The organism is Bifidobacterium dolichotidis (assembly GCF_003951975.1).
GTDB lineage: Bacteria > Actinomycetota > Actinomycetes > Actinomycetales > Bifidobacteriaceae > Bifidobacterium > Bifidobacterium dolichotidis.
In genome coordinates this window covers 91,063-109,646 of record NZ_QXGM01000003.1, presented here as the reverse complement: position 1 = coordinate 109,646, position 18,584 = coordinate 91,063, and the positions used below count along the sequence as shown (strand labels likewise).

At 48.1% G+C, this 18,584-nt stretch carries 8 protein-coding genes and 1 pseudogene; 2 read left to right on the top strand and 7 right to left on the bottom strand.

From position 1 onward, the window contains the following. Positions 1–219: 219 nt before the first annotated feature. Complete coding sequence (locus tag D2E26_RS07040) at positions 220–2,154, bottom strand: threonine/serine exporter family protein (protein WP_125964031.1); 1,935 nt, start codon at positions 2,152–2,154, stop codon at positions 220–222. 538 nt (positions 2,155–2,692) lie between these two features. Between D2E26_RS07040 and D2E26_RS07035 the strand changes: the two are divergent. After that, positions 2,693–5,374 (top strand): annotated as a pseudogene (locus D2E26_RS07035) (phosphoenolpyruvate carboxylase); the annotation flags it as partial. Positions 5,375–5,824: 450 nt separating this feature from the next. Here the strand turns inward: D2E26_RS07035 and D2E26_RS07030 are convergent. From D2E26_RS07030 to D2E26_RS07005, 6 genes are all read right to left on the bottom strand, one after another. Further along, positions 5,825–6,934 (bottom strand): DUF4179 domain-containing protein, encoded by a 1,110-nt coding sequence (locus D2E26_RS07030; protein WP_125964027.1) that lies wholly within the window; start codon positions 6,932–6,934, stop codon positions 5,825–5,827. A 741-nt stretch (positions 6,935–7,675) separates the two neighbouring features. Beyond that, positions 7,676–8,767 (bottom strand): hypothetical protein, encoded by a 1,092-nt coding sequence (locus D2E26_RS07025; RefSeq protein ID WP_125964026.1) that lies wholly within the window; start codon positions 8,765–8,767, stop codon positions 7,676–7,678. 845 nt (positions 8,768–9,612) lie between these two features. Next, positions 9,613–10,695, bottom strand: a complete 1,083-nt coding sequence (locus D2E26_RS07020) for a hypothetical protein (protein WP_125964024.1) — start codon at positions 10,693–10,695, stop codon at positions 9,613–9,615. Positions 10,696–11,495: 800 nt separating this feature from the next. Next, positions 11,496–14,957, bottom strand: a complete 3,462-nt coding sequence (locus tag D2E26_RS07015; RefSeq protein ID WP_125964022.1) for a DUF3427 domain-containing protein — start codon at positions 14,955–14,957, stop codon at positions 11,496–11,498. A gap of 37 nt (positions 14,958–14,994) precedes the next feature. Further along, entirely contained in the window at positions 14,995–15,423 is a 429-nt protein-coding gene (locus tag D2E26_RS07010) for a (deoxy)nucleoside triphosphate pyrophosphohydrolase (protein ID WP_125964020.1), read from the bottom strand. Positions 15,424–16,009: 586 nt separating this feature from the next. Continuing rightward, positions 16,010–17,506 carry a hypothetical protein gene (locus D2E26_RS07005; RefSeq protein ID WP_125964018.1) on the bottom strand — a complete coding sequence of 499 codons (1,497 nt, stop codon included), beginning with the start codon at positions 17,504–17,506 and terminating at the stop codon, positions 16,010–16,012. A 412-nt stretch (positions 17,507–17,918) separates the two neighbouring features. On the opposite strand from D2E26_RS07005, the gene D2E26_RS07000 reads away from it, so the two are divergent. Continuing rightward, positions 17,919–18,542 (top strand): carbonic anhydrase, encoded by a 624-nt coding sequence (locus tag D2E26_RS07000; protein WP_338142129.1) that lies wholly within the window; start codon positions 17,919–17,921, stop codon positions 18,540–18,542. Positions 18,543–18,584: the final 42 nt, after the last annotated feature.

The following is an 18,584-nucleotide window of genomic DNA, read 5'->3' as shown; positions in this document are numbered from 1 at the left end:
GGTGCACTTGCACGCGAAGACTATCTAAAAGTGCAAACCCACCACGTAACTGGTGGGTTTGCACATCAATGCATAATTCTTGCTATTTTCGCCTCTTTGCATGCAGAACTACCACGTACCTGGTGGAATCGCACGTAAAAGGCCCCTTCCCGTGCAACTCCACCAGATAATCGGCAGAGAGGCACACGAAGGAGCCCTCGAAATATATTTCGCACTGAATTACTCGTCGTATCGCCACGAACGATCGGTGATAACGCGGGCCATAGCCAAGCCAATTGGCAAACAGATAATGACCATAAATGCGCGGAAGCACCAGTTCAGAGCTGGCAAGGTATTGAATTGACCAAGCTCGTACATGGCCTGATACATATACAAGCCAGGAACCATGATCACAATCGATGGCACGGTTAAGCAAATACGTGGATATCCCAAATGTGGTGCCAGCAATCCCTTACGAACCGAGCTGCGCCAAACCGTTGCCAGCAGACCAGCAAGCGTTGCGCAGATCAGAGCAGCCAGCTCTGGAGACATGCCATAGGTAATGCTTTCGAGGCGAATCGTGTTCGCGATCATGCCAATGGTTGCGGCGACCAAGCACATACGCTGCGGTGAATTGAACAGCACCGAGAAGCCCCAGACTCCAAGGAACGAGAACACTGCTCGCAATGCAGCCACAAGCCAAGGATTGAGCTCCATACGATCAAATCCGCTTGGGCTCAAATGCACAGCCGAAGCCACAATCCAGCCAGCCAATGTTGCCATCAAAATAATGCAGCACACATAAGCAATGCGTTGCACGCCTGATGGGAAATCAATTTTGGCCATATCCAAGCCGCCAGTAATCAGTGGGAAGCCTGGAATCACAAACAGCATGGCGCCAATATAAGCCGTATCTCTATGCAAGGCGCTTGGCACAAATATGCCTATGCCCTTAAGCGTTGCCTCACAAGCAATAGCAGCCACAGCCACCACAATGAACGTGACAAAGAACTGATTCAAACGATGTGCGAACAGCTTACGACGCAACCACTGGCCCAAACCAGCGCCAACAAAAGCGCCAATCATGTCAAGATAATTGCCGCCGAGCAAGAACACGAAGGATGCGCAAGCAACAGCCGCAGCAAAACCAGAAAACCAAGGCGAATACAACGGTTTACGACGCTCAATCATATCGAGTCGTTCATGAGCCTGACGAACCGTAATTGGCGCCTTTACTGGCTTCGCAGGCACCTCGGTAGAAGACACAGTCGGATTCGAAGCTGCAGCCGAGGTCATACCTGCTGCACCTTTCGCCTTAGCTTTAGCCGCAGCAGCCTTGCCATTGGCACGTGCCTGCTGCAAAGCCTTCAAACGCTCTTGCCTTGCCTCAGCGCCCTCGCGCTCATGCAAATGCTTAGCACGCGTACCCTCTTCGTCGTATTGCTTATTTGCTTCTTCCAAAGCATCAAGCACATACGAATTCACTGGCGCAACATCGCTTGCAGCGTTAGCACCCTGAGCAACATTAGGAGTCTCTGCTGCTTCTGCAGAATCTACGGCTGCTTCTACAGCACCCGCAGCCGTCTCTACAGCCCCTGCAACTGCTTCCGAAGACTCCACATCTGTTCCCGTAGCCTCAGCAGACTCCCCTGTAATCTCGCCAGTTTCGCGCAGCTGCTTCGAAAGTTTTGCCGAAACCTGCGAGGCATCAGGCTGATCAAGATGCTGCATTAAGCCGTCCGACACCTTGGTTTGCGAGTGATACATAGCGCCCGAGCCAAGGTTGACGCTAAACCAATCCGCAAAATGCTCGAGCAGCCAGATGCGCTCAGTATTAACGCCCGTTGTTGGCAAATTAATCACTTCAGTAATACGCGACGATTTATCGGAACACGTAGCCTGCAAATCCGTCAAACTCACGTCGGCGCTCACATGCATGCCCAGCGGATACGCAATACGATGCATCATTTCGCGCACGCGGAACGATCCCGTGCCTGCCGAAAGATCCAGCATGCCCACGCGCACAATCACGCTCGTTTTCGCCGCAATTCCCGCTTCATTCAGCGGTTTATCCCAGTCTGCCGTAATGTCGTCAATGTCGAGCGGCACCGAATGCGTGTGATATTTATGGACGGCCGCCGCCCCTCGCTGCCCGTTAAAATGCGCTTTATTCATCTGAGTTTTGTCTCTCCTGAGTTCAGCTCAAGTTGCGTTGCTGTTCTCACTATGTACAACTCAGTTGTAATTCTCTTGCCTAACAATCTGGCTTTTGATTTCATTATTAAAGGATTTTTGTCAGTACGTCATCGCTTGCCGTACGTCAAATGCAATACCTCACTGTGGGCTTCAATGATTAACCCATTGAGTCTCACATAGTGAACATTTTCTGTGGACGTCTCAAAGTTCGACCCTGAGCGATCGTAATGAGACTGAAGAAACATGAAGGGGCTTACAATGGCCGCACATGCGTTTGCACGAACGTGCGACTGTTGTAATCGAAAAATAAATAAAAAATTACAACAAAAACATCGTCCGAGCGAAACGTACGTTGCACTGAAACTGAACTAGGGCTGTGGGCTCGCAACGTCAGAACGCAACAACCGCGGAGGAGCCGCGGAGCGTCTGAAGACCGAGCAACCTGATGTTTGGTTAGGAGGAGGTCAACAATATGACTCGATCCGAGTCAAGATCCGCGACCGCGCCTGTTGCTGTAGAGGAACAGGAGCTGCCGGTTTCACTCAAATCAGACATGGATCTGTGTCTCGATATTTTGCGTCAGGTACTCAAAGAATTTGACGAGAATTTATTGTCGCAATTCGATACGGTACGTGGTTACGCAGTGGACGCCAGTGCTGAACGATTCACTGGCATTCTTACGGACACGAATCCAGATCAAGATGATCTAGAAAATGCTGTGCGCACGATTGACGTCATGAATTTGCATGATGCTCAGCTGCTCGCACGTGCTTTCACCACCTATTTCCACCTTGCCAACTTGTGCGAGGAAAACTATCGAGTTTCCGTTCTGCACAAGCGCGAATCTGAGGTAGACGATTCGATGGCTGTTGATCCTGTCAACGCCATGACGAAGGCCTACCATCAGTTGCTGGCTGAAGTTGGTCCTGCGAAGTCCAAGGAGCTGCTCAACAGGCTTGAGTTCCGTCCTGTGTTCACGGCACATCCAACTGAAGCTCGTCGTAAGGCAGTGGAAGGTAAGATTCGCCGCATTGCTGTGCTGCTTGAAGCCAACAATCAGCTTGGTGGATCGGACCGCAAAGAGAACATGCGTCGCTTGTACAACGAGATCGATGCACTGTTCCGCACCTCACCAATTGCACTCAAGAAGCCAACGCCAGTTGAAGAGGCCGACACTATTTTGGACATCTTCGACAACACGTTGTTCCGCACGATTCCAATGGTGTACCGCCGTTTCGATGACTGGGTGCTTGGTGACGAAGCTGGTCTTGTTCCACCTGAATGCCCTGCATTCTTCCATGCAGGATCGTGGATTGGTTCTGACCGCGATGGTAACCCTAACGTCACCGCTAAGGTCAGCCGCCAGGTTGCACGCAAGTTCAGCGATCATGTGATTGCCGCTCTTGAAGAGTCGACGCGCACAATTGGTCGCAATATGACTGTGGAGTCGGAAACGACGCCACCTAGCGCAGAACTGCGTCAAATGTGGAATCAGCAGAAGGAAGTCAGTGAGCGCCTTACAAGCAAGGCAAGCCTGATTTCTACGAAGGAACTGCATCGTGCAGTGCTGCTCGTTATGGCTGATCGTCTGCATTACACGATTAAGCGCGATACCGATCTGATGTATCACTCGTGCGATGACTTCATTGCCGATCTGCGCATTGTGCAGCGTTCGCTGGCTGAAGCTGGTGCTCGCCGCGCTGCGTATGGTCCTCTGCAGGACCTGATTTGGCAGGCCGAAACCTTCGGCTTCCACATGGTCGAAATGGAGTTCCGTCAGCACTCTGTTGTGCATGCTCGTGCTCTTGCCGATATTCGCGAGCATGGTCTGCATGGCGAACGTGGTGAACTGCAGCCAATGACGCACGAAGTGCTTGATACCTTCCGTGCTCTGGGTGCTATTCAGAAGCGCAATGGTGTAAAGGCTGCTCGCCGTTACATTATTTCGTTCACGAAGAGTGCACAGAACGTGCGCGATGTGTACGAGCTCAATCGTATGTCGTTCGCAAACCCAGCCGACTGCCCAGTTATTGATGTGATCCCACTGTTCGAGCAGCTTGAGGATCTTGAGAATTCGGTAACTGTGCTCGACGAAATGCTCAAGATTCCAGAGGTTCAGGCTCGCTTGAAGCAGACTGGCCGCAAGATGGAAGTTATGTTGGGCTACTCAGATTCGTCGAAGGACGCTGGTCCAACTTCAGCCACACTGGCTTTGCATGCTGCACAGAAGCGCATTGCTGAGTGGGCTGAGAGGAACGACATTGATCTGACGCTGTTCCACGGCCGTGGTGGCGCTGTGGGCCGCGGTGGCGGTCCTGCAAACCGTGCTGTGCTGGCTCAGCCAGCTGGTTCGGTGAAGTGCCGCTTCAAGCTCACTGAGCAGGGCGAGGTTATTTTCGCTCGTTACGGTAACCCTGTGCTGGCAATTCGCCACGTGGAGTCAGTTGCTGCTGCAACTCTGCTGCAGTCGGCACCAAGCGTTGAGAAGCGTAACACCGATATGACGGCTGAGTTCGCTGAGCTGTCTGAAAAGCTCGATGTTGCTTCGCACGCTCGCTATCTGGATCTGCTGAACACCGATGGCTTCGCTCCATGGTTCTCCACCGTGACGCCTCTAACCGAAATTGGTCTGCTGCCAATCGGTTCGCGCCCTGCAAAGCGTGGTCTTGGTGCTAAGTCGCTTGACGATTTGCGTACAATTCCATGGATCTTCTCTTGGGCACAGGCTCGCATTAACCTGGCCGCTTGGTATGGCCTTGGTTCGGCTTGCGAGGCCGTTGGCGACCTCAAGCTGCTGCAGCGTGCGTACAAGGAATGGCCTCTGTTCTCTACGTTCATCGACAACATTGAAATGTCGCTGACGAAGACCGATGAACGCATTGCCAAGATGTACTTGGCTTTGGGTGATCGCGACGATCTGCGCGATAAGGTCCTCAACGAAATGGAGCTCACGCGTAAGTGGGTACTCAAGATTGTTGGCGATGAATGGCCTTTGCAGCACCGTCATGTGCTTGGCCAGGCAATTCGTATTCGCTCGCCTTATGTGGATGCTCTCTCGCTGACGCAGGTGCTCGCTTTGCGTTCGCTGCGTAAGAGGGTCGATAAGGAAGATCTATCCGAAAGCCAGCAGGCAGGATTCATATATCTGATTCTGTGCACCGTTTCAGGTGTCGCAGCCGGCCTGCAGAACACGGGCTGATCCTATAGCTGCTTTGCTGCATTGCGGCATTGCTGCTTCGCTATAGCTGCATTGCCGCATTGCTGATCTGCTGTAGCTGGTCGGCCGTAGCTGGCCCGGTTATAGCCGGCCTTCAGTAATACAACCTGTACCCCGGCGTTGGATGTCACACCGCAATCCAATACCGGGGCACAGCTGTATGTTCTGGCAGTCTGTATGCCGCTGAACACACTCAACTCATTGCGCATTTGTGAAAGAGTGTGCATCAGAGGCTAAGCAACAAAGCTTGTACAATCTCTACATACAAATTCTTGTATTCAAACAACAAAAAATCCCTTGAATACTTGTTGCAAAGTATTCAAGGGATTAAGTAGATGGACCGCTAACACTTAGGGGGACGTCTTAACGGCCCACGTCTGTGTAGTTAGGTCAGCTCACCTAAATCAGTGGTATCAATGATGAACCACTTACTCAGCAGCCGCCAACCGATGCGAACGGAACCGTGAACTTCTTCAGCGAAATTTCAGCCATCGAACGCCTCGTATCAATGTTGTTTGCGTACTGCTGTGCATCACGCAACGTGGTGTGATCGAATGGCAGAGACTGAATGCCAGCAGCATTTCCAGGGAGTGCGCCTGCGACAACCTGAACATCAACGCCCTTTGACTTCATGTTGTTAAAGTCCATATCCAGCGTCCACAGAGGAATCTTGATGGCGTACATGTAATCACGCTGGCCCCAATTATGGCCATTGTACTTGTAGTCAACATAGTAGTTGTTCTTGTTGTAGCACTCATCTGGATAGCGATTAGTCTGCTTATCGGCCTTGTAACCAGCAAAACCGTAAATATCGTTAGCGATATTGGTATCCATAATGTGAGGCTCGATACCCTGCTTGTTGAATGCAGTCTTATTCAGACCACCCTGGTCACCGTCATAGTTCCAGACTTCTCTATCATTCATCTTGCTTCGCTGATTAGACATAGCAATGATTGAAGTAATGCCGAGCTGGTTCGTATCCCAAGTATTCTGGGACTTCCAGATAGTAGAACCATCTTCCTTCATCCTAGCTTGGTTGCCAATATACTTCTTCACGCCGCTCTTGCCACCATGGTTATCGACGGCAATAAACATAGGAGCGTCATACCTACCATCGTCGCAAGGCTTTGTATCAGACGCATACGAAGCATCGAGCTTATCGGTCACATCGACCATTTCCCACATCAGGTACAGGTTGTTATGATCGTAAGCACCATACAGATCGTACATATCGATTGGCTTCTCCCAAAGTGGGTTGAGCCAACCATTATTTGGGGTCCAGCCACTGAGATAAACGCGTGGGTCGTCGTTTGCTACAGCGCTAGAGATCTTCATATTCTGATTCCAGTTTGAAGGATTTTTGTAATCGAAGCCGTCGCCAACGACGTAGCCAGTTCGCCTCGTTTCATAAATGTTATTAAGGTTTTGCGGAGTTCCACCGCCTGCCATTGCAGTAGAAGCAGTGAATGCAGTGCCAAGAAGAGTTGCTACAGAAAGAGACAGAGCAGCGGCCTTCTTAAGATTTTTGGTTGCGTTGGACACAACGTTCCTTTCTCTCATGTTGCCGTAATATCGGCACAAAAGATGGCAAAGTGAAATTATCCCCCAAATAGAAATTAGGAAAAATACTTGCCAACCCCTAATTAATAACTCCATGCATATTGCGTATTCAGTTCACGCGGAACTTGAGATCGCTCATACATAGGAATCGCTGTTTTAATTGATGTTTTCAACGCTTTCTATAGGGAAAACCATTGGAATGGTTTCGTTCTTAACATCTCGATAAGATATTCCCTATCTCTTCAAGTGTCCGAACTTCAACCCCGCGTTGATGACATAAATAACATTACAGGATCAAGATCATTTGTAAAAGTGAACTAACTAAAACTACGGTTAATGGAAAGTTAATTCACGTTTGTGCAGGAATCGTAAATATAGTAATTCCAACGGTTTAGGGGGCATCATAAATGTGCTCAAAATATAAGGAATTCTGCATTTATGTGTCCAAATAGTAAACGTTTGCAGTTTTGCGATAGCATATCACACCGAACTCACCATGAAACTCCATAACTGAAGTCAAGTTCCAATAGCAATGCATGATCTTGTCGCAGTATTGCAACATATCGCATATACGTAAAAAGCTCCTCCGAACACCGCCATTATCAGGTATTCAGAGGAGCCTAGTTATATGGGCCATTGCCTATATGAGATAACACAACAGTCAACAGCCCAAATCGAGTGCTATCAATTCATCTACGCAGTGGCACTGCGTGCTGAAATGATTTAGTTATGGCCGCCGACCGAAGCAAATGGAACAGAGAACGTCTTCATGGAGATCTCTGCCATAGAACGCGTCCTATCCAAGTTATCTGCATACTTCTCTGCACCATCAATCGTGGTTCGATCAAATGGCAGCGACTGCACACCTGGGGATGTGAAATTACGTGCACTAGAAACAACCTGGACGTCCATACCCACAGAGTCCATATTCTGAGCATTGGTGCCAAGAGATGCCAGAGGAATCTTCACAGCATACATGTAGTCATAGGTGTTCGAGCTGTGCTTAGTGTTCTTGAAGTTGACATAATTGCCTTCTTCCTTGAAGCACTCGTCCGTATTACGCGTTATCGAATCTGTGGTGTTGAAACCGTTGATGCCAATGATTTCGTCAGCAATGTTGCCGTCGATCCTACGAGCTTCTGTACGCTCATCACATGGTGGCGTCCAGTCGTAAACACCGCCCTGATCGCCCGTGTAAATGAACATATGCTCATGACTGAGCTTTGACGTTTGGTTTGACATACCAAGAATGTGAGTAATGTTAACCTTGCTCGTATCCCAAGTATTCTGGGAATCCCAAAGAGTGCCACCCTTCTTCAACTTTGCATTATTACCAATATGGGTTCCCACATGATTGTCGAAGGCAATAAAGATAGGATTGTCATACTTTGGATCATCACAAGCCTTCTGCCTGCTTGCATCCTCCGGCCTAAGCTCATCGGTCACATTGACCATTTCCCACAGCAGATACAGATAGTTTGAGTCATATGTACCGTACAGATCGTACATGTCAGTAGGCTTTTCATTCAGCGAGTCTCCATCTACTGAATTTGAACCATCAAGGTATACGCGAGGATCATTATTTGCTACACCCTTGGCAATCAACATGTCTTTAGACCAAGTACCAGGATTAGAGAACTCGAAAGAAGCAGGAGCCCTACCAGTCGAGCGCTTCGTTTCGTAGTAGTGGTTGTATGTTGCATTACTGCTGCCTGCCATTGCAGATGAAGAAGCAAAGGCTGCACCCAAAAGCGTTGCCGCTGAAAGAGACAGAGCAGTAATTTTCTTGATATTGGTCTTTGTTGTGTTGCTCACAACAGTTCCTTTCTCTCTTGTTGCCGCAAAAATCGGCACTGAGGAAGGGCAAGGTGGGAAGAATTCCCTTTGATTGCTGTTTTAGCTTGCCAATCCCCCTAAAACTGCTGATACATACTTGCGTATCTCGAAACCCCCAAAGTTTCGACATCGCATACATATCGCAGCAGTACTCATTCTTTGTAAATCAACGATTTCATGAGATTTATCATGAAGTATTTTCGCTCTCGATATCTCGGCCAAAGTCACCCTTAACCGCTGATTATCTGAGTTCCAATCTTTCGTTGTTTGCACCCCCCTACATTACAGGAATAATTCTGAAAGTGAAGATATATATTCATATCGTAAGTGAACATAAAGTTAACTGGTTTTGCGCATATTCGAAAAATAAGTATTTCCAATAGTTTTTACCATTCTCACAGTAAATAGAATCTCAGATTATGGGTGTTTTTATGTCCATATTGCAAAACGTTTTCCGTATATTACTGTTTTTTCGTCTTCTCAGAAAACACTTTCTTTTGCGCACTTTTCAAAATCTCGCTCATACTAAAACCTCTCCATTAAGCCCTAAATTGTCACCATGACACAGCCACAACACATAAAGCTCATTAATAGACCTCCCTTTCATCACCCACCAAAATGCCTAAACCGAAATCAATATTCATATAACAAAAAGAGCATCTATATAGATAGATGCTCACATCAAGTAATTAACAACAACCACAAATGGAAAAGAGCCTTCGGATAGCATTCCTCTATAACTTTTTAGACTCAATGAGTTCTATAAGTTATAAAGTATTCTGCTTATCTGAAAGGCTCTTTTATATATGCAATTACAAATTTAATTATTGCAGTATGGCAAATGGCGCAGAGAACTTTGCATTGCCATGACCTTTTTCAAGACCAGTCTTCGTCGCCATATCGTATGGCAAAGAATCCGTACCTATTGCATTAAACGCACTGCACGTCGATACAACCTGAACACCAAGACCATGCACCTTAATGTCATCGACAGTTGTATCGAGCTTCGACAAAGGAATCTGAACCTGATAGTGGAAGTCGTACTTCGAAATATCGTGATGCACCGTAGAGAGGTCAATCACCTTGTTCTGCGTACTTGGATCCTGGACTTCTGTTGACTTGCGAGATTTTCCGAATCCAAGAAGGCCATTCACTGAAGAATCATGGAGAATACCACTACCAGCATTCACAGTAGCCTCGGCATCTTCACCCACCGGGTTCAAACCAGACTTACCACCATAGAAAATCTTGGTCTCTTTATTACCTAAGCTGGAGTGAATAGCAACAATGCTGGTCGCACCTTGCGTAAATTCGTTGCCTGAATCCCAAATAGTCTTACCGTCAGCAGTCTTAGCGTTATTTTCAATAGTCTTATCAGTTGGCGGAGCATCCTTATTTTGGTTATCCGTACTGATCACAATAAAGAATGGGTAATCACGCGTCGTGCTCTCATTGAGCTTGCCATTATTCAATGCCCAGATATTGTTTGGTTCAACAACATCGGTAGGATTCGACATCTCCCACATCAGATACAGATACTCTCCATCGTATGCACCATAGAGCGCAATCATGTCTACTGGGATGGAATTCCACCGCGCATAATCATCGGCCGTATACGCATGCATATCATCGTTAGCAAGACCCTTAGCAAGCAAAAGATCTGGACTCCAATCACGGAGTCCTTGCGTAATATCAATTGTCCTCTGCGCATCCACAGGAGGCATGGTCTCGTAAGCTGGGATCAAATTCTGATCGATACCATGTGGATGGTCATTATTCGTCACCGTTGCCGCAAACGCACCTGTAGAAAGTGCCAAACTACCTGTAACCATCGCCAATGAAACTGCGGCTGCAGATGCAGCTAGAGCGCGAGTTTTCGTTGCTGTATAGAGATTTGACTGCTTCATCTAATTCCTTACAGTGGCGCAGGAACCTCCCCCCAATAGGGTTTCCTGCAAATTACTAAGTCGCTTGCCTTGCTTAGGTCAAGCACGATAACCGCTCAATGCTTTCTTTGAACTCAGCGGTTAGTTGAGAAAAAAGAACATCTCCGCACATATCAGCTTTGTTTTGCTTAGCTATGTCTTCACCGAACAAATCCATACAGTCCAATCATGCGATTGAGATATTCCATGAACGCGATCCCCCTAGGATGTCGTCCTCGGCTGTTCTAATCGAACGCCTGTGAGTGTTTTGGATAGGTTTGCAACGGCCTTACCGTCAGTTGTACGGTAAAAACTTTTCAGAGAATCCGGTAGTCCAGAGCCAGCGAGCTGGTCTCCATGTCCCTCTTCTCTAGAAAGTTCACAACCCTTTGCTGATATCAACTGTACAGTGATTCAACCTGCCAACGTTCTCAGCATCGCACTTTTTCATTAAATTACGTCACTGCAAGTCCTAACTATTTTCCACGTTATTGACGTCAGAAACAGACCTTAAGGGCTTCAGTTCAGAACCGTTTTCTTTTATATTTTGAGATTCATACTCTCGCATTTTGATATTTAGGGGGTGTTAAATGGGCACCAACATCGAGCAGTTGAATCACAATTCTCATGGAAAGTACCGATCAGAATTGGCGATATTTCAACAATCTATATGATTCTGATTATCGATAATTCTTCAACTTCTCACGATTTCCATGGCTCAGCAGTAACCCCGTAAAATTCCGCCACAAATCACTATGAAACATGAGAACTGTTTTCATACATCAGACGTCGATAAGGTGCTGGAATAGTTCCGGATCAAGCGGACGCTCCAAATGCAACGTTGAAAGCACAAAGCGCGGCAGCTTCTGCTCATCCGATTTCGGCAGATTTGCAGCCTTCTCTGGCGTAGTTAAACCAGGAGTCATTGTAGCCTTCACCACTTCACGTGAATCAGTAACTGCATCTACTCGCCCCACGTAGTAATATCGCTTCTCTTTCTCGGCCGTTGCTGCACGCGCAACAAATAGCGGGATGAAATGCTTTTCTTCCCACTCGCTAGAAGGAATTCCAGTGCCGCCCGAGCTCATTCCGACGCCGCTATAACCCATCTCACTGCCGTCAGGTCCTAGCTCATTCTCAGCAGCATTCGTTCCGCTCCGCAGCCACTGGAATTCTGGCGATGCCAGACTTCTGCCAGGACGACTAAACCAGCGGAGTTCTTGACGATTAATAAAACGATCCTCGTACGGACTTGAATCATATTTCACAAAAATCGGCAAGCTTCCGGTCTGCGTATTGAGTTCGTATCCGACTACATTCTGCGGAATATGCTCATCTTGCCAACCGCATAGCCTCATCACATCCCAGACGGAATACATATGCCCGTACAAGAACAGCCCATCAAATTGCCGTTGCATTGCCGAAGCCTGCTGAATCAGATCCTCGCACTTCAGTAATCCAACGCGAACATTGTCCACAAAGAACTTACGGAACGTTGCATTCTGCCCCAGCATTGCTGCAAAATCAGGGCTCAGTTCGTATCGTCCATTTCCAGCGCTCACAACCAGTGGCATATTGCCGAAACGTTTACGGTTTGCCTGAACAAAATACGCGCCAGAAAGCACGCGAAGAGCCGAGTTCAGCTGCAGCTCAGCCTGCTCTTCGGTCAGATTCAAATAAGCGTATTCTCGCTGAATGCGGTCCTGAATTGCGTCTCGTGTGATGTATCGTGATGCCTTCTTATCGCCCGTAATTCCGCACAGTTCATCAAGAATTACCAGCTCTTGCGGTCGCAGGCCTTGCAACAGAATTTCCGTCGCCATCTTCAGTACGGCTTGTTCACGATTGTTCAGCGGCTTCAGCTGCGTAATGAACGACGTCTCACCCTTTTTATGTTCTAAATATTTCTCAGCAGCACACACGAAGGTGTAATAGCTGTCTTTCCACGATGCAAGCGTATATGGCAACGAATCGTCATAACGATACATATCTACCAACATCGGGATGCGACCTAATTCATATCGCACATTGAGGTAATGCTCACGCAGCGATCGTACTGCCGACAAATTGGCCTTATCAATTGCTTTAAGCACGCGTTCACGCGCAATATGATCGAAGCTAATTGAAGACAATCCAATAGTTCTTCTGCGAAGATGCCCCTTAATCACATCTTGGCTACCGCTGTTGCCATATAACGCAATTGGGATCTGATAATTATTGGCGTAGTTACCAATGAAATCAATAACTGTACAGCTGCTCTTCTGCGGGAACTTACGCAGACCACGACCTAACTGCTGCGTAAACACAATGCTTGATTGCGTATTGCGCAACATCACGATCTGGTTCACAGGAGGAATATCAATGCCCTCGTTGAACAGATCCACTGTAAACAAATAGTCCAGCTCGCCATTGGTTAATCGTTGAATGAACTCAGCACGCTCAGTATCAGAATTACGCCCAGTCACGGCTGCAGTACGATAATTGCGTTCTGCTTGTTCATTAAATCGTTCATTAAACAGATCAGAAAGCTTATGCGCTTCTTCAACAGAGCTGCAAAATACTAAGCCAGTCACTGGTGTATGGAATTCGCCATATTTACGCAACTGAGCAATGATGTAATCCACACGATCTGGACTTGCTAATTGCTCAATTTCATAAGTTAACTGCGCATGCTGCGACTTACTCGTGGACTCAGAAACAGCAATACTATGCTGCTGTCCAGCCTCGTCTTCATCACCCAAATATTCTGCAATACCGTAGTAATGGAACGGGCACAACATATCCTCATCCAAAGCCTTTTGCAGGCGGATCTCGAACGCAATGTTGTAATCGAACAACTCAAAAATATTGAGACCATCAGTACGCTCTGGCGTTGCTGTCATACCGAGCATGAAATCAGCACCAGAGAAGTGCTCCATCACTCGTTGATAGGTCGGCGCAGCCGCATGGTGCACTTCATCAAACAGAATGTAGTCGAATTCATCTGATGCGAATTGTTGCAATACCTCAGGCTGGGATAGCGTCTGCACAGTTGCAAATACAATGCGTCGATCTGATTGCTTACTAGTGCCACTTAACAGACCAAGCTCATCGGCATCACAGCCCAGTACTTTTTGATATGACTTACGTGCAGATTGCAGAATTTGCTGTTGCTGTGCCACATACAGCATGCGACCCGTATGCTTCACGTGATGCGGCTCTTGTTCCACGTGACGGTTCTCGTGTTCCACGTGTTGATCTGCATGTTCCACTGGTTCCACGTGGGATCCTGCACGTACAGCAGAATCCAAATCTTCGTTTTCGGCCTGCTGCTGAGCAAAATAAGCCTTCACGTCAAATGCCGAAAGATAGGTTTTACCCGTGCCCGTTGCCGACACAATAATTGCTTTATGCTCACCATCCGCACGTAACTCAGCTAGGCGCGCCAAAGCCTCTCGCTGCATTTTATTCGGCTCTATCGGCTGGTTATTCTGCTGATCCAGCAGCTCCCTTCTTGGAGGCCTATACTGCTCGAATTCGCGCTCGTATTGCTCAATCCATTCGTCCGTCAGTGGTACAGAATCGCTGAGCTGAGATTTAATTTCTGCTTGTACTTGACGAACAAGATCACCATTGGCTAACGACGATACGCGCAAATTCCATTCACGCTGCTTCTGTAATGCCATTGAAGTGAGATTCGAGCTGCCAACATACAAATTGATATATGGTTCGCCATGCACTGTTCGTCGTGAAAATACATAACCTTTTGGATGGAATGCAGCTCCTCGTGATCCAGCACCAGATGCAGTCTCTGCAGAAGTATCGTTCCAAATACGCACTTCAATACCGGTTTCTTCCTGCAAATGAAAGAGCTGCCAGAACGCCTTTGGATCGTTAAAGTAATTCTTCGTCGACGTAATGATGTGACTTGGTCTAGTTTCTCGATTATTCGCGTGATCGTAGAAATCTTGCAGCAATGACTGAATAGCACCAGGTGAAACGAACGCAACAGACATATCAAACGACTTACTTTGCCTGAGCTCTTCGCTCAATGCGTCAGCCATGGACTCACCGGTGGGCCTATTAGCAATAAGTACTGGTGCATACGCTCCAGTGGATTCAGTATTACGATCAAAGAATCCTGCAGTAACATCAGCAAGCATTGCACGGCGAACACTATTTTGGCCAGTACTCGATGAAACACCATCGAATTCTTCTGAGACTCGTAACGGGTCCTGCCAGTACGCATCCACTGCATCTACCATGCTTAACCGCCTTTGTGTGCTGCACAGTAATCGATAATCAGAATTTCATTGCTGAAATGAGCTCAACAGCGCGAGCATCAACGGGAGCCCAGTTGAGCTCCGGCATACGCGACGGTTGCACCCAACGAATTTCCTTGTGCTCGGTGAGATGAGGGGTGCCGTCAATCAGGTGGCAGATGAAGGTAGTGAGGCGAACGTGGCCGAAATCGTAGTCGTACTCACTCGAGCACACGAGTTGATCCACGTGAATCTCGCAACGCAATTCTTCTTCGATTTCGCGTTGCAGGGCTTCTCGAGGCGTCTCTCCCGCCTCAATTTTGCCGCCTGGGAACTCCCAGAAACCAGCCAATGACTTACCCGGACCACGCTGGCCGCACAGCACCAGACCGTCGCGCACAATCGCAGCACCAACTACATCAATGAACTTCGTTGGTCGGCTCTCCTGCTGTGCTTCGCTCTGCTGCATTACTCATCCTTCGTCGCGTGATTACAGCAACCAGGATAAGCAAACCGAAGTGCAAAACAAAACAGCGCCAAGCATAACGGCAAGGAAACTAGAACGAACAGGACGTCGAGTACGAGACGGAATACACGTGATAGAACGCACAAACTAGGATACGCGAGACTGAATTCACAAGATGAAATGCCCGATCTAGAACACACTAGACAGAGGATACAGAGAGAAACACAAAACGTATGAGCCAGAACACAAAAACCGGCTTCATCATATGAGTAAGTTTCACATGATGAAGCCAGTCTCCTACTCAGCAGTGCACTTGTTCCACGTGGCATACTCGGCCATATTTCACGTGACATATCCGCCGTGATTTCAGGTCATACGCCAACCAATATTTCACGTGACAACATAGGCCACAACTGAGCTCTATTTATGTTTCACAAGATACCTCTGTACGGTGCAAGATAAGTCAAATTGTTTCACGTGACGACGTTTATATCGTCTCACAACTCTCTTTTGTTTCACGTGAAATATACAATCTTATCTAGCACTCATCCATGTTTCACGTGGTATTTATAACCTCTTATCCCTTGATTTACTTGACTTTCTTACCGTTGACATAGAGCGAATGACCATTGCAGGCAATATTGGTATTCGATGCATCCTCATTAGAAAGCGAATGTACATAGGTATCTCCTGTGAGCACGAGCTTCGAGTCAGCAGAGAGCTTGAGCGCGATGTTCTTAGCCTGATTCTTGCTATTAATCGCGCTCTTCAGCGTGCTACCTTTCTTCAGCGAAAGATCAAGCGTTGAAATATTGTCAACAACTATGTTGCCTTCTGCTTGCTGATTCGTCAGTGTCATTTCAACAGTGCCACCGTTCGAGCCCTTATTACCCCACGAGTCTTGTTGCACTCGTAAGAAGTTGCCCGATTGGTCGTGCGTAATAAACGTATTGTTCTCTAGATCAATAGCCGCATGTGTATTCGTCACATAGAGCACATCACCGTTATGCGTAGTGATCGAAGAGTTCTTTGCAGTAAAACGAGCAACGCCTTCTTCGGCGTCACCAGACATCGATTGATATAAGAAGATGTTCTTATGCGTAGTTGACTGGCCGTGCAGCTTTGTATTCGCATCGTCAAGCGTGACGGCATCGAGCGTAATGGAATTCTTACCCTCAATAATGGCGCCTTCACTTGCTGTAGAAGTCAACTGAGCTTTTCGCACAGTAATATCCGCAGTCGAATAAATTGCTGGCGAACCCTGGCCACTCGTCGAATAAGTTCCACCTTCGGCTTCGAGTGTGCCGCCACCGCGATCAGAGCGAATAGCAGCACTACTCATACCCGAAGTTGAAACCGTAAGATTCGTGGCCTTTAAGGCGCCACCGCCAGTAACCATGATGCCGCCTGAGGCATCTTGCTTAGTCGTAATTGTTGAGTCTGCAATTTCTAGAAGCGCGCCAGAACTCGATGAAGAATCGGCGTCCTTACTACCATCCTGAGCGCTGGTGCCACCTTGACCACCAGAGCCACGTTGACCTTCATGAACATAATTACCCCCAGAATTTGGAGAACCCTTCATTCCACTAGAGCCGCCGTAGCTAAAGACGCCATTAGCGCCTACCGCATCAGTGGTAACGATGAGGTTCTTCATTGATGCTTGCGCACCGTTTTGTACCAAAATTGCTGAGTTGCGCCCATAGAAGCTCGATGAATCATCACCGTCAGCATCACCAGTTTTGGTCAGTACATCGCCGTCAAGCACAGCACGTACATCACCGGTTACGAGCACGACGTTCTCGTTGGCGGTCGTTGAGTTCAACGTTGCCTGAGTTATGTCTTTGCTCGTTGAGTTAGCCGTTATTGTGGTGGCGCCTTGAGCATCGGGAACCCGTGCTAAATCTCCCGGACCACCAGAATTCATCTGGTCTTCCGGACCACTCATGTCTTGCGGACCCATGGCACCATGCTGCGATGAAGTCGCTCCCCCATGCGGAAACTGCATCGCCACTACTGTGCCTATAGATCCAACCAGGGTTGCTGTCAGCACAACGCCAAGCATCACATTCTTGCGCGATTGCTTCATGTGTCTTCCAATCGTGAATTCAGTCGAAGCCACTTTCGTGGTCTTTGTCGTCAGTCGTTCACTATTAGCAACTCAGCTGGGAACCTCGTAAAGGTTCCCGCAATACCAGCTTAAACTTTTTTAGGGGGTATAGGAAATATTTCTCGTCTTTACGCAAGATTCCAGTTTTTAAGCAGTTTTTGCCCGTAATGTGGGTCGCACAGAACAGTGAGCGTCACCTATGCGAAGGAACGGAGGCCACAGCATGACAGACGAGCAATCAGTCAATGATGAACTGAAGGACTTGGACGACGATTCTATTGACGCCACACAAGCTCGCGACGCAACGCAAGCGCTTGCAGCTGAAGAGCAGGCCAGCGAAATTGCCAGCTTTGAGGACGACGAATCCACAGCAAGCGGCATTTGGAACCGCCTGCTCTCAGGTAACCGTCGCTTCAGCGAAGGCAAGATGGAGCATCCAAATCAAGACACTGTTTCCCGTGAAACACTCGTTGAAGCGCAGAATCCTGCCGCTGCAGTGCTGACGTGCGCAGATTCGCGAGTGGCTCCAGAGCTGGTTTTTGATACGGGTCTTGGTGATCTATTTGTCACTCGCACGGCCGGCCCAATGCTCGACGACGCCGTTATTTCAACGCTTGAGCTCGCTATTACGCAGCTGCACGTCAAGCTGCTCGTAGTTATGGGTCACGAGCACTGCGCCGCTATTGAAGCGGCTTGCGAGGAGCTCGACGAGCTTGTTGAGCGTACCGAAACCGAGTCCGGCAAGCATGCCGAAACATTTATGGATGATCTCGACGGCATTATCGAGGCCTCGTCATCGTCTATTTTGCGCGAAGTTGGTATGTCAGTATGGCAAGCTCGTATGGCTGAGCTAACGACGAATGAGGAGTACGAGCAGGTGCATATCGCTCGCATTATTGAGCAGCTCGTCACGCGTTCGGAAGTAATTCGTAAGGCTCTGGCCGAGGAGAAGCTCATGATTGTGGGCGCCCGCTACAAGATGAGCAACGGCTTGGTTGAAGTACTGAGCTTCTGAAAGATTCGGAACTTCTGAGCAAGTTCTGCACTTCTGAAAATT